Origin of the sequence: Citrobacter sp. JUb117 (genome assembly GCF_024809055.1) — a bacterium.
GTDB lineage: Bacteria > Pseudomonadota > Gammaproteobacteria > Enterobacterales > Enterobacteriaceae > Citrobacter > Citrobacter gillenii.
The window spans coordinates 288,888-304,619 of the sequence record NZ_JANUFB010000003.1; the positions used below are offsets into that span (position 1 = coordinate 288,888).

Consider the following 15,732-nt stretch of genomic DNA (forward strand, 5'->3'; position numbering starts at 1 on the left):
TTATACGCTGTATGTCCGCCAGAAATGAAGCGGAGTCTGAGCCAGACGAGTAGAAAGTTAAATAAATTGTTAAATTTTACTACGCCTACTTTTATCTATACCCAAAATAATTCGAGTTGCATGAAGGCGGCAAGTGAGTGACAAATTCGTCAGGAAAGAATTTGAACAGCCAAAGGCTGGCCTCCGGTGAGGGACATGGATGTCCCTCATTAATCTCCAGGAGCATAGATAACTATGTGACTGGGGTGAACGAACATAGCTAACGCACATGCAACTTGAAGTATGACGGGTATATCATAATTGACATCATGTCTTGCCAGCCGTACCAGGTCTTTTTGGCGGGGGATTTTCCATTGCATCGCAACGAATCACTTAATATTTCCCAGCTGCGGGTTGTTCTTCACCTGTGCGGATTTCTGGTTCTCCTGTACAGCTTCTCTATGCTGCCGCCGATGGCCATCGCCTTGCTGAACAAAGAACGGAGTTATTTTGCTTTTTTGAGCACCTTTGCCGTTTTTTTTACCCTCGGCGGCGGTGCCTGGCTGGCGACAAAACGTGCGGGCATTCAGCTACGAACCCGCGATGGGTTCGTCATCATCGTTCTTTTTTGGCTACTTTTTTCATTCATCAGCGCCATGCCGATGTGGATGGAAGACGGGTTAAATCTCTCCTTTGCCGACGCCCTGTTTGAAGGCGTCTCCGGTATTACCACCACCGGGGCGACGGTCATTGACGATGTCGGCGCGATGCCCAGATCTTATCTGTATTATCGGGCGCAGCTCAATTTCATCGGCGGTCTTGGCGTTATCGTCCTCGCCGTTGCCGTCCTGCCGCTGCTGGGGATCGGCGGCATGAAGCTGTATCAGTCTGAAATGCCAGGGCCGTTTAAAGAAGAACGCCTGACCCCACGACTTGCCGATACCGCACGTACGCTGTGGCTAACCTATGTCACCCTGGGGTTTGTTTGTACGCTGGCCTACTGGATTGCCGGCATGTCGTTTTTCGATGCGTTATGCCATGGGCTTTCGACAGTCTCCCTCGGTGGGTTCTCCACCCGAAGCGAAAGTATCGGTTTTTATAACAGCCACGCCATTGAGCTTGTCGCCGGGCTGTTTTCGCTGCTTTCTGCCTTTAACTTCACCCTCTGGTACGTCGCCATTGTCAAACGGACCTTCAAGCCTTTTCGCCGTAATGCCGAACTGCAGCTGTTTCTGATCATTGCGCTGGTGATCACCCTGATAGCCACCTGGCAGGTCTGGCGGGCAAGTATGTACAATTTAACGGACAGTCTGGTGCATGCTTTTTTTCTGGCAAGCTCAATGCTCACAGACAACGGCCTGTCGACGGCGGATTACGCCCAGTGGCCTTCACATACTATCTTCATGCTTCTCATCGCCAGTTTCTTCGGGGGGTGTATCGGTTCGACCTGCGGGGGTATTAAGGCGCTGCGTTTTTTAATTATGTTCAAGCAGTGCCGACAGGAATTACACCAACTGGCCCATCCTCGTGCATTACTGAATATCAAAGTGGGTAATAGCGTGGTTAACGAGCGCGTGATCCGCTCAGTGTGGAGCTTCTTTTTTCTCTATGCTTTGTTTACCAGTTTTTTCGTCTGGGCGCTTAATCTGATGGGCTACGATCTCTTTTCCTCGTTCGCCACCGCCGCGGCCTGTATCAATAATATGGGGCTGGGATTTGGCGTCACGGCGGTCACGTTTGGTACTTTAAACGAAGAGGCAAAGCTGTTGATGTGCGCGGCCATGATCATGGGGCGTCTGGAAATCTACCCCATTTTGATCCTTTTCTCGCGCATGTTCTGGCGGGCGTAATAGCCTGCCCGGCACATTATGGCGCCGGGTTCACCAGCATCTGTCCGATCGAGCCACGATCGGCCATTTCCAGCGTCTGGCTGTTAAAGTAGAACGGGAAATGCGCCCAGGAAGGCTGTCCGTAATACACCAGCAGCTCAACCTGACCATCCACCCAAACGGTATCTTTCCAGCCCCGGTCTTCCGGGAACGGCATCGCGCCGTTCACATTGCGGATCAGGAAAGAGACGCCTTCGATATGGAAAGACTGCGGCATATCCGCCCGCACCGTCCAGCGCTCCCAGGAGCCCTGCTGAGCGGTAATGTCCATGCGGTTTACATCCCACAACTGCCCATTAATGCCGGGATCGTCATCAAGGCTGATCTCACGACTGCGAATCGGTGAGCCGCTTAAAATTTCCGTAGGCAACAAACGCATCGGCAGGTTGTCGGTCACCAGCGGCAGCAGCCCGGTCGGGCGCAGGGTCAGTACCAGCGTGGAAATCAGAATACTGGAGGGCTCGAAGAAGCCGCGGATCCGGTCGACAATGCTGGCGGCCTCACCACAGGTGATCGACACTTCATCGCCGTTGGTCATGTCCACCAAAATCTCACGACGTTCACCCGGGGCCAGCGAGAGTTGCTTCACCGAAACCGGCGCGGGTAAAAAGCCCTGATCGCCGGAAATCACATGCAGCGCACGACCGTCACTCATTTGCAGCTGGTAACGACGCGAGTTCGACGCATTGAGTAAACGCAAACGCACCCAGCCGCGAGACACTTCCACATACGGGCTTTGTGCCCCGTTAACCAATAGCGTATCACCAACAAACCCGCCGCTGCCTGGCTCACTGTATTCAGGCGTGCCGAAGTTATCCAGCCGCTTGTCCTGAATAATGACCGGAAAATCATCCACGCCATAATGGTTGGGAATCGGCAGCGACTTACTGACTTCATCTTCAATCAGCCACATACCAGCCAGACCGTTATAGACCTGCTGCGCGGTACGGTTCGGCGTATTGGCGTGATACCACAACGTGGCGGCGTCCTGGCGAATGGGCAATACCGGCGCCCAGTCCGCATTCGGTGACATCATGCGTGCCGGCCCGCCCATCAGTGGGCCAGGAACCTGCAGCCCGGCGACGGTCATTGAAACATTCTCGGTAAGACGGTTGCTGTAAATAAGCTTGACGTCATCCCCTTTCCAGACGCGGATGGTCGGCCCCAGGTAACGCCCGTTAATCCCCCAGACCGGCGCGCGGGTGCCTTGCGTAAAGGACCAGTGAGCGCGTTGCAGGGTCATAAATAGCGGCTGTCCACGGCGAGACTCCAGCAGCGGTGGAACAGGTAACGGTTGTTGCTGACCGGCAGCATTAGCCTTCAGCGGAATAGCACCTGCACACAGTGCGATCCCCGATGTCTGAATGAACTGACGCCGACTGAGTGACATATAAGCTCCATGTAAAACTGGCGATTAACACGCAGGAAAGTATTTCCTGTAACAAACTCGGATGGCGCGAATCACACCTTACCGGTAGCTTCACGCTCGGCAACTTCTTTGTCGAGTTCGGCGATTTTTTGTTCCATTAACGTGCGGCAATGCGCGGCCAGTTCACGAACCTGATCCTTACCATAGTGGCTGATATCTACTGGCGGTAACATCTCGACGATCGCCAGACCATTATTTAATCGGTTAAGTTTAATCTTATTTGAGGTCGTTGAGACGCACACCGGGATCACCGGAACACCCGCGGCAATTGCCGCATGAAACGCGCCAGTTTTAAACGGCAGCAGACCACGGCCACGGCTACGCGTACCTTCCGGGAACATCCAGATAGAGATACGACGTTTTTTAAAATGATTAACGACCGTCGCAATGGTGCTGTGCGCTTTGGCGCGATTGTTTCTGTCGATCAACAGGTTACCGGTGAGCCAGTACAGCAGGCCGAAGAACGGGATCCACAGCAGGCTTTTTTTACCGACCGTAACCGTCGGTGGTTGCACGATCTTCGCGGCGGTAACCATGTCATAGTTATTCTGGTGGTTACAAATATAGATAGCGTTGCCGTAGTCCTTTGCGTCCGGCGGCATGCGGCATTCCACCTTCAGGCCGTACAAGGGGGCCAGTCGACCAAACATATGGCCAAACGTTGAGACGTGTTTAGGATTTCGTGGGCTGAACAGACAATATATACAACCAAAAACACAGACCAGAATGCAGTAAATTACGGTAATGAATAAACGAAAAATATATAGCATAACAACCTCTAAGGCCTAAGAGCCTGGCATTTTACGTCACCAGATGCAGAACCCTGCGTCAGGTTAGGGCTTTGTTAAGAGCGGCTCTCTGGAAAAGCGTATTGTTAATCGCAATGCACGAATAAACAACGGTTTCACGGGAATTTTTAATGTTGACTCTCCCTGCGTAAAAGCAGGGAGAGTCAGACGACAGCGTTATTCTTCGCTGTCGCCCTGACCGGCACGTCGTGGTGAGTCAATTTCGATACGGTCGATGCGCTGTAAACCGCGCATCAGCGTACCGCGACGCCCACGCTCGCCGGTCACCTTCTGCAGTTCTTCAGGACGCAGTTTAATTTTGCGTTTACCAACGTGAATGGTCAGCGTACTTTGCGGAGGCAACACGTAGAGGTGCGCCAGCCCATCATCCCCTTTCGCCGCTTCTGCAGACGGAATGTTGATGATCTTGTTCCCTTTCCCTTTCGACAATTGCGGCAGGTCACTGACCGGGAACATCAGCATACGCCCGGCATGGGTGATCGCCAGCAGCATATCGCTTTCATCTTCAAGCACCACTGGCGGCATCACATGCGCATTCTCCGGTAATGTAATCAATGCCTTACCCGCACGGTTGCGCGCCACTAAGTCATTGAAGGTGCAGACGAAACCGTAGCCAGCATCGGAGGCCATCAGCAGTTTCTGGTCATCACTTTCCATCAGCATATGCTCAACCGTCGCTCCCGGCGGTAGCGTCAGCTTACCGGTCAGCGGTTCACCCTGACCACGTGCCGACGGCAGCGTAATCGGGTCGATGGCATAGCTGCGCCCGGTTGAATCCACGAACACCACCGGCTGGTTGCTCTTGCCCTTCACCGCCGCCTTGTAGCTGTCACCCGCCTTATAGCTTAAGCCCGGCGCATCAATGTCATGGCCTTTGGCGCTACGCACCCAGCCGCTTTGCGACAGTACAATGGTGACCGGCTCAGACGGCAGCATGTCGTGCTCGCTCATCGCCTTCGCTTCTTCGCGCTCTTTCAGCGGAGAACGGCGATCGTCGCCATAGGCATCTGAGTCTGCCTGCAGCTCTTTCTTCAGCAGGTTACTCATCTTGCGCTCAGAGGCCAGAATGCCCTGCAGCTGATCGCGTTCTTTCGCCAACTCGTCCTGCTCGCCACGAATTTTGATCTCTTCAAGTTTGGCAAGATGACGCAACTTCAGTTCGAGGATGGCTTCAGCCTGGGTTTCAGAAATGCCAAACCGCGACATCAGCTCAGGCTTCGGTTCATCTTCATGACGAATGATTTCAATCACTTCGTCAATGTTGAGGAACGCCACCAGCAAACCTTCGAGGATGTGCAGGCGCTTGAGGACTTTTTCCAGACGATAGTTCAGACGACGACGCACGGTATCGCGGCGGAACGCCAGCCATTCGGTGAGGATCTCCAGCAGGTTTTTCACCGCCGGGCGACCGTCGAGGCCAATCATGTTCAGGTTGATGCGGTAGCTTTTTTCCAGATCGGTGGTGGCAAACAGGTGGTTCATCACCTGCTCCATATCCACACGGTTGGAGCGCGGCACGATCACCAGACGGGTCGGGTTTTCGTGATCCGACTCATCGCGCAGATCGTCCACCATCGGCAGCTTTTTATTGCGCATCTGGGCGGCAATCTGTTCCAGCACTTTGGCACCGGAAACCTGATGTGGCAGCGCGGAAATCACCACCGCGCCATCCTCTTTGGTCCAGACCGCACGCATACGCACGGAGCCACGTCCGTTTTCGTAAATCTTACGAATTTCTGCACGCGGGGTAATGATTTCTGCTTCGGTCGGGTAATCCGGTCCCTGGACGATATCCAGCAGCTGATCCAGCGTCGTTTTCGGCTGCTCAATCAGCGTAATCGCCGCTTTTGCCACTTCACGCAGGTTATGTGGCGGAATGTCCGTTGCCATGCCGACCGCAATACCGGTGGTGCCGTTCAGCAGAATATTCGGCAAACGCGCAGGCAGCATCTTCGGCTCCTGCATGGTGCCGTCGAAGTTTGGCACCCAGTCCGACGTCCCCTGGCCGAGTTCCCCCAGCAGCAGTTCCGCATATTTAGACAGTCGAGATTCGGTATAACGCATCGCCGCGAACGATTTCGGATCGTCCGGTGCCCCCCAGTTCCCCTGCCCGTCAACCAGCGGATAACGGTAAGAGAACGGCTGCGCCATCAGCACCATCGCTTCATAGCAGGCGCTGTCGCCGTGTGGGTGGTATTTACCCAGTACGTCGCCGACGGTACGGGCGGATTTTTTAAATTTGGCGCTGGCATTCAGCCCCAGTTCGGACATCGCGTAAACGATGCGTCGCTGAACGGGTTTCAGACCATCACCAATAAACGGCAACGCCCTGTCCATGATGACGTACATGGAATAGTTCAGATAGGCGTTTTCCGTGAATTCATGCAGCGCAAGGCGCTCTGCCATATCGCTCATTAATCGTGGTTCCTCAACTGTTAGCCCGAACAATACCCGGTATTCGTCAGGCAATATTGCCGCAGATACTACCCTATCTGGCGAGTTGAGTCACAAAGAAAAGGGCCGCGAACGCGGCCCTGATGGGGATTATTTGGTGACTTTGGTAATCTGTTTTACGTCGATTTCAACGGAGTTCCAGTCTTTATCCACTTCGCCCTGGATTTCTACGACATCCTGCGGCGTGACGGTTAAACCGTTCCAGCGCTTGTGGTCGATATCCACGTTCACCGTGCCAGATGCATCTTTAAACAGGTACAGATCGTCGGAGATACGCTCAACGATGTTACCGCGCAGCGTGACCCAGGTATCATCACGCAGCGATTTTGCGCTTTCTACCGTCGTGCTGCTGCCATTCGGACCCACAAATCCGCCCGCCTGGCTTTGCGTCGCCGTTGGGCCAGAGAATCCGCCCTGCTGCGCTGCCAGAACAGGTGCGGAACACAGTGCCATCACGGCAACCATTGCAGCTAATTTTTTCATCTTCATGTCTCCCTTATCATGTTGTTTCACGACTATTTAATAAGTTAATCCTTAACAACTTCTTAAGGCAAAAAAAGATTCTTTTTTTGCTGTACATCCCCGGTTGACACAAGGTTTACTGGCAGCCAACTGAGTGAGCGCAGGGAAGAACATATGCGTATTTTACTGGTAGAAGATGACGCGTTGATTGGCGACGGTCTGAAAACGGGCCTGAGTAAAATGGGGTTCACCATCGACTGGTTTACCGAAGGTCGTCAGGGTAAAGAGGCGCTTTACAGTGCGCCTTATGACGCGGTGATCCTCGACCTGACGCTGCCGGGTATTGACGGCCGCGATATCCTGCGCGAATGGCGCACAAAAGGAAAACAGGAGCCGGTGCTGATTTTAACGGCCCGCGACGCGCTGGCAGAACGCGTGGAAGGTCTGCGCCTCGGTGCGGATGACTACCTGTGTAAACCCTTTGCACTGATTGAAGTGGCCGCCCGACTGGAAGCGCTGGTACGTCGCGCCAGCGGTCAGGCTACCAGCGAACTACGCCACGGTCAGGTGACGCTTAATCCCGGCGCACTGGTCGCCACGTTCGCAGGCGAGCCGTTGTCGCTCAAGCCGAAGGAGTTCGCACTGTTGGAACTGCTGATGCGTAATAAAGGGCGCGTCCTGCCCCGTAAACACATTGAAGAAAAACTGTATAACTGGGACGAAAACGTCTCCAGCAATGCGGTTGAAGTGCACGTCCATCACTTACGCCGTAAGCTCGGCAGTGATTTTATCCGCACCGTGCACGGCATTGGTTACACCCTGGGTGATGCATGAAATTCACACAACGCCTCAGCCTGCGCGTCAGGCTAACGCTTATCTTCACCATTTTGGTGCTGGTGACCTGGCTGATTTCCAGTTTTGTCGCCTGGAAGCAAACCACCGATAACGTCGACGAGATGTTTGACACGCAGCTAATGCTGTTTGCCAAACGGCTGGTCACGCTGGATCTTGACGAGCTAAAAGCCTCTGAGCGCTTTGCCCAAACGCCAAAGAAATTCAAACACGGCCATATTGACGACGATGTGCTGACCTTTGCGGTCTACACCCCGGACGGAAAAATGGTTCTGCACGACGGCGACAATGGTCAGTACATTCCCTATAGCTATCGTCGGGAAGGGTTTGACGACGGCTATCTGAACGGTGACAACGATAAATGGCGCTTTATCTGGCTGACTTCAGCAGATAAAAAGTACCGGGTCGTGGTCGGTCAGGAGTGGGAATACCGCGAAGATATGGCGCTGGCGATTGTGACGGCCCAGCTGGTGCCGTGGCTGGTCGCCCTGCCGTTGATGCTGCTGATCCTGATTGTACTGTTAAGTCTTGAACTTAAGCCGCTGAAAAAGCTGGCGCAGGCTTTACGTTTGCGCGATCCGGAATCTGAAGAACCGCTGAGCCTGAAAGGCATTCCCGGCGAGGTTCGCCCACTGGTTGAGTCGCTCAATCAGCTGTTTACCCGTATTCACACCACCATGGTACGCGAGCGGCGCTTTACCTCAGATGCCGCGCACGAACTGCGTAGCCCGCTGACGGCGCTCAAGGTTCAAACCGAAGTGGCGCAACTGTCTGACGATGACCCGCAGTCACGACAAAAAGCGCTAATGCAGATGCAGGCAGGTATTGACCGCGCCACACGCCTGGTCGATCAGCTGCTGACGCTTTCGCGTCTCGATTCGCTCAACAATCTTCAGGATGTCGCCGATATCTCACTCGAAGAGTTACTGCAATCCGCCGTCATGGATATCTACCACCCGGCACAGCAGGCCCACATCGACGTGCGCTTGCAGATTAACGCTCACGACGTTAAACGCACCGGCCAACCGCTGTTGCTTAGCCTGATGGTCCGCAATCTGCTGGATAATGCAATCCGCTACAGCCCGCAGGGTAGCGTCGTGGACGTGACGCTCAATAACCACTGTTTCAGCGTCAAAGATAACGGTCCGGGCGTTGCGCCAGAGGTGTTACTGCACATTGGTGAGCGTTTCTATCGTCCACCGGGACAAAACGCGACCGGCAGTGGGCTGGGCCTGTCGATCGTCCGGCGTATTGCGACGTTGCACGGTATGTCCGTGTCATTCGCCAACGCCGCGGAAGGTGGATTTGAAGCCAAAATCAGCTGGTAGCGTTGAATTATTGCGCTACCAGCAAAAGACTTTGCACATTTTGCTAATTTCACCGCACCGCTCATCGGCGTAAAATCGCCTTCAAACGTAATTCTTTGAGGATACAACATGAGCAACATTCTGATTATCAATGGCGCTAAAAAATTCGGCCATTCCAATGGTCAGTTGAATGACACCCTGACCGAGGTCGCGGACGGTATCCTGCGCGACCTCGGACATGATGTTAGAGTCGTGCGCGCAGACAGCGATTACGACGTACAAACAGAAGTGCAGAACTTTGTCTGGGCTGACGCCGTTATTTGGCAAATGCCGGGCTGGTGGATGGGTGCACCGTGGACAGTGAAAAAATACATCGATGATGTGTTCACTGCAGGGCACGGTACGCTGTACGCCAGCGATGGTCGCACACGTTCTGATGCCACTAAAAAATACGGTTCTGGCGGCCTGATTCAGGGCAAAAAATACATGTTGTCCCTGACCTGGAATGCACCGATGGAAGCCTTTACTGACAAAGATCAGTTCTTCCACGGCGTCGGCATTGATGGCGTTTATCTGCCGTTCCATAAAGCAAACCAGTTTTTAGGTATGGAAGCGCTGCCGACTTTTATCACCAATGATGTGATTAAAATGCCGGATGTCCCGCGTTATATCGCAGAATATCGCAAGCATCTGACCGAGATTTTTGGTTAACTAGTTACCTGGAATTAGAAGGAGTTAACCATGCTTACCGTTATTGCAGAAATCCGTACACGTCCAGGTCAACACCACCGCCAGGCGGTGCTGGATCAGTTTGCTAAAATCGTTCCAACCGTCCTGAAGGAAGAAGGCTGTCATGGCTACGCGCCGATGGTCGATCACGCCGCGGGTGTGAGTTTTCAGACCACAGCGCCGGATTCAATCGTGATGATTGAACAGTGGGAAAGCATTGCGCACCTTGAAGCGCATTTGCAAACCCCGCATATGAAAGCTTACAGCGAAGCCGTGAAAGGTGATGTGCTGGACATGAGCATTCGTATTCTGGAATCAGGTATTTAAGGTTGTTGATGTACCGGATGACGTCGCCCGCGACGTATCCGGTCTACACACGATCGGTAAGCCCGGTAAGCACAGTGCAACCGGGCCAATAAACTTACCAGTACAACTTCCAGCACTGCGTAAAACGGGTTAACGCCTCAACGTAAAAGTAATCTCCCCAGCTTGCGCACTCATCGACCCCTTTATTGCTCGCAAGATGGTAAACCGAGTGTTTCAGTAGCCCGTTGCCCTTCTCATCTTTGCCCATCAGATAATGCTGCGTCAGCGATGACATGATCCCCATCGCCCATTGTTGATAACGTTCACGATCCGGATCGGTCACCGGCAGGTGTTTAATCAACTCCAGCAGGCCACATACCGCAATGGCCGCCGAAGAAGAATCACGCAGCGCATCGGTGCCCACCAGCGCCAGATCCCAGTGACAAACGGCATCATCCGGCAGGCGATTGAGAAAGTAGTTGGCCAGTTTTTTCGACAGCTGCACCATCTCGCGATCGCCGGTATAGATATAGCTCAACAGAAAACCATAAATCCCCCACGCCTGCCCACGCGACCAGCATGAATCATCAGCGTAACCCTGCTGGGTATTACCGTAGCGCGGCGCGCCGGTTTGCACGTCCATGTAGTAGGTATGGAACGTCGAGGCATCTTCACGGATCAGATATTTCGCCGCCTGCGCCACGTGCGCTTTTGCCGCATTGGCAAAGCGCGGATCGCCCGTCTGTTCACTGGCCCAGTACAGCAGCGGCAGGTTCATATTGCAGTCAATGATCATCCGACCGGCCTGATCGGGATCGCGGAGATCGCCCCATGCCTGAATGATCTGCGCCTTCTCGTGAAAACGTTCGAGCAGCGCTTCTGCCGCCATCAGCGAAAAACCGCGCGCATCGCGATTGCCCGTCAACCGCCAGGCCGCCACACAGGAAAGCGTGTACAGGAAGCCCAGGTCGTGGGTGTTGGTGTCATGACGCCCGGCAATACGCAAACCAAATGAGCGCACGTGCTTTTCGGCCATTTCACGAAATGTCGCTTCACCGCTCATTTCCCACGCCAGCCACAGTTGCCCAGTCCAGAAACTGGTGGTCCACTCCACATTATCCGTCAGCGGGTAATAACCGTTGACGCAGGTTTCGGCAGGAAAGTATTCACCGAATTCCGTTAAATGACGGCTAAGCAGCTCGAGGACATGTTCCCTGGCGCCATTCATTTGTTCCTGAAAGGCTGCGGTATTAAGCGGGCTACCAGGAAAAGCGCGCAACGTTTCCTCAACGATATGCTTTAACATATTTTGGTTCCTTATTACGTAGATTATCTTGTCGCGTTATTTTCGGCGATATCGAGCGCGGTATTATTACGACGTTTACTTTGGCAGGCGGATAACGTAAATGCCGAAATCAGCGTAAAGGTCAGCGCAATAATACCCATAATGATATAGGTCTTTTCAAAACCAATTCGGTCATACATTAATCCGGCAGGTGAAGACACCACCACGTTGCCAACATACAGCATCGCCTGATAACCCAGTAAATACATGGTTGCGTTGACGCGTTTATCAAAATGTTCGGCAATGTATTTAAAGACAGAAACCAGCAATAAACAGATTTCCAGGCCATACAACGGTTTTAGTACTGAAATTAACAGATGCGAGTCGCACAGTCCGGAGATAACCAGACGCGCGCCGACCAGTGCCCCGACAATCAGCAATCCTCGCTTCGCGCCGATGTAGTTAACGAACAGCGGGATCACCATATACATGATAAATTCCATACCTGACTGCACGGTGCCCAGATATCCGAATACCGCATTGCCTTTATGTACATCAGCAAAGAAGGTGACAAAATAACGCGAGAATTGCTGTTCGGCGATAAACATCATCCACGCCACGCCTGCGACATACAGGCAAAACGCCCAAAACTTGCGGTTACGCAGCAGCGCGTAAACATCCGCAGGAGAGATTTTATCTTTGGTCAGTACCTCTGAGGCATTGGCTGAATTTACGTTCACTTTCAGGCTTAGCAGGACCATCAGCATTACCACCGACGCCACGCTACCTAACATAAAGTTATACGCCGGAGAGAGGTTAAACAGCAGCCCCGAGAACGACGACGCGACTGCCCAACCGAGCGATCCCCACATGCGGATTTGCCCAAACTCCATGCCGTTTAAACGACTGTAGCGGTCAGAATAGGATTCGCAGGCGGCCACACCAGCGTACCACGCAAAGCTTAAGTAAATTGCGCCGACAATAATACCCAGCAGAGTATTGGAGATTAATAGCGGCTGATATACATAAATAAAAAACGGTGCCATTAATGCCGACATAATCACGACAAAATAGAGCAGGTATTTACTCATACCGATTCTGTCGAGGATATAGCCATAAATCGGCTTCAGTATCACCGAGAAAATACCGTTCACTGCAAATACGGTACCGATAACCGTCCCACTTAACTGCGCTTTCTGCCCCAACCAAATGGCCAGCAAACCAATACTGGCCGACCAGGTAAAGAAATAAAGAAAAATAAAGCTACTAATTTTATAATATTCTGTTCTGTTACTCGCTGAACTCTTTTTCATACCATCCTCGCTATAAAAAGAACGACAACTGACGTGCACCGTCAGGTTCGCGAATAACGACCTGGTTACGGTTAATTTGCAGCAGTGGGACCGTGAGCACGTTTTTTTGCTTGCCGCTGGCATTCACGGCGCAGCACAGCCAGCTCTCGCCCGGCAGGATCTCGGTGGTCAGCGTCGGAATAGCCGCGCACTCAGCAAACATAATGCTGCTGTTAGGCGGCGTGACCACATTGTCCGGCTGGCGGATGATGACAGGTGACAGATCCACAATCGCACTGGTCCCGTTACGCGCTGCCAGCAGACATCCCCGTGCGCTGAGCTGCGGCTCTGTCTTCATCACTGCAAAGCCCCCTTCCACCGTTTGCAGCGTTCTCGCACTGTGAATGCGGTGCAAACGAATATGCCACTCGCCAAACGGCACCAGCCAGGTCTCAATACTGACGTCATGCCACGGCGACCAACGGGACCAGAGATAATTTTCATCAACGCGAACGTCATCGCACTGACGACGTCCGCGGAAGTAATTATCGCCATCTGCCAGCAGCAGCATGGAATCGCACGCCGCATGTTTGATGCCGTAGCGCCCGCGCTCAATGGTGAAGCCAAAACGGCTGGAGTAGGCAAATTTGGTGTACTTGGCCTCGGTATTCACATAGTTGTTCAGCTCAAGCTGCCCTGACGCCAGCATCGTGACATGCGCAGAATCTTCGCTGTGTTGCAGGATCTGCCCGGCATGGGTAATCACCCGTTTTTCGTCAAGCACCGGGAGCGGCAACTCTTCAGCCTGCCAGAACGCGTGATCGTCTGGTAACGCGAGGATCAAAAAGACTTTCAGTGCCCAGTACGGCGATCCCGGCGAATTGTAGTCTTCACACATCGCCAGGTTTGGATAGGCAAAGCCCAACGTCAGGATGCCGTCTCGATCAAAAATCGGCTGCTGTTGCCACCAGCGCAGATGGCGCAGGATCACCCCTTTGATAACCCCGGGTGAGAACACATCCAGTTCAGCAAAGGCCACCGCACTCCAGAAGGCGACCATGGCAAAGCGGTAGGTCAGGCTGCGACCAAACGGCACCGATGCCCCGTCGGCGGCAGACATAAAGATAAAATCCTCGGCAAACAGCCGGGAACGTTCACGCAACGTAGCGGCGCGACGGGTGTCCTCCGGGCTGAGGGTGGCATACAGCAGGCCATAAAAATGAAAGGCCATGGAGATGTAATAATCTTTAGGTCGCCCGGGACCGTCGGAATACCAGCCATCGCCGAGGTAGTAGGCGTCCATCATCTCAAATCGCCGATCGATAGCCTGTTGGTCAAACGGTAATCCTGCACGTTTAAAGCCAAGCTGCACGATAATGGCGAAATAGTTCCAGTTGCTGTCCGGCATCTGAGCATCGGTAATTTGATTCAGCCAGCGGTGCAGATTGTCCTGCTCCGTTGCGCTGAACATCCCGGTTAAACGCGTCTGCAATAACGCCAGGCCCAGACCATACGCCGCCATCTCGACCAGACGCTGATCGTAAGGACCGGTGTCCCCCCAATAGTGCGAGCTGTGGGGATCGGTGCCGAGTTTTATCGCCTGAATATATTTGTCGGCAAACGGCACATCCGCCCCGCCGGCCATCAGCGGAAATAGCCCCCACAGCGCTCGGGAAAGCCCTTCCATGCAGGCAATATCCACGCTGTAATGCGCGCAGGTATCACCGAGAGAAAACTGAGCCTGTCCCGCTGGGAATTGCTTGTCGAGTGCCCGTAAAAGGGTATTAACGGCACGCGTAACGTCTTCGCGGGATGACAATGGATTTGATTTTTCTTCAGTTGCCGACCACATACTCTGCCCCTCTGAATTAAGTGGCTAAAGAATAGTGAATGGCAGACAAGCAGAAATGTTACTTCAATCACACCACAAACATTAAAATAAAACAGTGATTGAAGAAATTTAAAAATAGGGTTTATAAACAGGAATTCGCCGGCAAAAGTTTAAATTTATTGCACTATGAACTTATCTTCCCCTCAAGAGTACCTGGAGCTGATTGCCCTCAACGACGCGGTGGTGTCGTTCAGTCGTTTATTTGCCAATACGGTTCGTTATCACCATTGGCATCAGTGTCTGGAAGTGTTGTACGTGGAAGAAGGGTTTGGCGTGGTGACGGTCGATCATAAGCAATACACCATGCGTCCAGGGCGGATGTTCTTTTTCCCGCCGTTTACGCTGCATAAAATTTTTGTCGACGAGCAGGTGCGGGACCGTTATCGGCGGACCATTATTCATCTCGATCAGCACGCGGTGCTGAAGGTGTTACGCGACTTTCCACTTCATCAACAGCGTCTACAACACCTGAGTGTACGCGGGAGCGAGGCGTGGGTCATCGACGCCGCAGACGTCCATACGCACATTGATTTTCTGTTCAACCGCTATGCAAAACTGGCCGCGCAGAAACCGCTTAACACTGAGCACGTTACCTGCCTGTTATTGAATTTATTCAGCCTGTTACCCGAAGATAACGTCAATATGCATGATAGTGATACGGGGATGGCCAGCCAGGTGATGTTCTGGCTTGATGAGCACTACATGCATAAATTTAGCCTGGTGACGCTGGCACAAGCGTTAGGAAAATCAAAAAGTTATGTTTCTCGGCGTTTTCAGGTAGAAACAGGCGAGAGCATCCTCGGGTATCTCAACACGCTGAGGTTGAGAAAAGCCTGCGAGGCGCTGTTACACAGTGAGGCAAGCGTCAGAGAGATTGCGCAAAAAGTGGGGTTTTCTGATGTGACTTATTTTATCAGCGCCTTCGGAAAAGGCATTGGCGAGACGCCGTTACAGTACAGGAAGCGGCATAAGCCGTAACGCCTGATGGCGACGCTAACGCGTCTTATCAGGCCTACGGGCACAATGTGAATGTAGGCCGGATAAGCGA

Annotated in this window: 13 protein-coding genes; 6 read left to right on the top strand and 7 right to left on the bottom strand. The window is 52.9% G+C overall.

Going from position 1 to position 15,732, the window contains the following annotated elements; all coding sequences use genetic code 11:
- Positions 1 to 353: 353 nt before the first annotated feature.
- On the top strand, positions 354 to 1,829 hold the full coding sequence (locus M2374_RS08760; protein ID WP_259154502.1) for a TrkH family potassium uptake protein: 1,476 nt from the start codon (positions 354 to 356) through the stop codon (positions 1,827 to 1,829).
- 16 nt (positions 1,830 to 1,845) lie between these two features.
- Here M2374_RS08760 and ftsP read toward each other — a convergent pair whose 3' ends face one another.
- From ftsP to M2374_RS08780, 4 genes are all read right to left on the bottom strand, one after another.
- Complete coding sequence (ftsP, locus tag M2374_RS08765) at positions 1,846 to 3,258, bottom strand: cell division protein FtsP (protein WP_115257481.1); 1,413 nt, start codon at positions 3,256 to 3,258, stop codon at positions 1,846 to 1,848.
- A gap of 71 nt (positions 3,259 to 3,329) precedes the next feature.
- On the bottom strand, positions 3,330 to 4,067 hold the full coding sequence (gene plsC, locus M2374_RS08770) for a 1-acylglycerol-3-phosphate O-acyltransferase (RefSeq protein ID WP_115257480.1): 738 nt from the start codon (positions 4,065 to 4,067) through the stop codon (positions 3,330 to 3,332).
- Between the two features lie 195 nt (positions 4,068 to 4,262).
- Positions 4,263 to 6,521, bottom strand: coding sequence for a DNA topoisomerase IV subunit A (gene parC, locus M2374_RS08775; RefSeq protein WP_096755658.1), 2,259 nt, complete (start codon positions 6,519 to 6,521; stop codon positions 4,263 to 4,265).
- Between the two features lie 129 nt (positions 6,522 to 6,650).
- The gene (locus M2374_RS08780) at positions 6,651 to 7,043 is read right to left on the bottom strand and encodes a YgiW/YdeI family stress tolerance OB fold protein (RefSeq protein ID WP_096755657.1); all 393 of its coding nucleotides are present in this window, start codon (positions 7,041 to 7,043) and stop codon (positions 6,651 to 6,653) included.
- A gap of 153 nt (positions 7,044 to 7,196) precedes the next feature.
- Here M2374_RS08780 and qseB point away from each other — a divergent pair, with 153 nt between their 5' ends.
- From qseB to M2374_RS08800, 4 genes are all read left to right on the top strand, one after another.
- The gene (gene qseB, locus M2374_RS08785; protein WP_096755656.1) at positions 7,197 to 7,856 is read left to right on the top strand and encodes a quorum sensing response regulator transcription factor QseB; all 660 of its coding nucleotides are present in this window, start codon (positions 7,197 to 7,199) and stop codon (positions 7,854 to 7,856) included.
- The gene (gene qseC / locus M2374_RS08790) at positions 7,853 to 9,202 is read left to right on the top strand and encodes a quorum sensing histidine kinase QseC (protein ID WP_181540398.1); all 1,350 of its coding nucleotides are present in this window, start codon (positions 7,853 to 7,855) and stop codon (positions 9,200 to 9,202) included. Before qseB ends, qseC begins: the two co-directional genes overlap by 4 nt.
- A 108-nt stretch (positions 9,203 to 9,310) precedes the next feature.
- Positions 9,311 to 9,892, top strand: coding sequence for an NAD(P)H-dependent oxidoreductase (locus M2374_RS08795; RefSeq protein ID WP_181688739.1), 582 nt, complete (start codon positions 9,311 to 9,313; stop codon positions 9,890 to 9,892).
- 30 nt (positions 9,893 to 9,922) lie between these two features.
- On the top strand, positions 9,923 to 10,237 hold the full coding sequence (locus M2374_RS08800; RefSeq protein WP_096755653.1) for a putative quinol monooxygenase: 315 nt from the start codon (positions 9,923 to 9,925) through the stop codon (positions 10,235 to 10,237).
- Between the two features lie 94 nt (positions 10,238 to 10,331).
- Here the strand turns inward: M2374_RS08800 and M2374_RS08805 are convergent, their stop codons facing one another.
- From M2374_RS08805 to M2374_RS08815, 3 genes are read right to left on the bottom strand one after another with little or no spacing between them, the layout of a single operon-like run.
- A complete protein-coding gene (locus M2374_RS08805; RefSeq protein WP_135911402.1) occupies positions 10,332 to 11,522 on the bottom strand; it encodes a glycoside hydrolase family 88 protein in 1,191 nt (396 codons plus the stop codon).
- Between the two features lie 23 nt (positions 11,523 to 11,545).
- A complete protein-coding gene (locus M2374_RS08810; RefSeq protein ID WP_181506561.1) occupies positions 11,546 to 12,814 on the bottom strand; it encodes an oligosaccharide MFS transporter in 1,269 nt (422 codons plus the stop codon).
- A 10-nt stretch (positions 12,815 to 12,824) separates the two neighbouring features.
- Positions 12,825 to 14,645: a DUF2264 domain-containing protein gene (locus M2374_RS08815; RefSeq protein ID WP_181688738.1), complete on the bottom strand. Its 1,821-nt coding sequence runs from the start codon at positions 14,643 to 14,645 to the stop codon at positions 12,825 to 12,827.
- 165 nt (positions 14,646 to 14,810) lie between these two features.
- Here M2374_RS08815 and M2374_RS08820 point away from each other — a divergent pair, with 165 nt between their 5' ends.
- Positions 14,811 to 15,662, top strand: a complete 852-nt coding sequence (locus M2374_RS08820; RefSeq protein ID WP_181688737.1) for an AraC family transcriptional regulator — start codon at positions 14,811 to 14,813, stop codon at positions 15,660 to 15,662.
- The last annotated feature ends 70 nt before the right edge of the window (positions 15,663 to 15,732 follow it).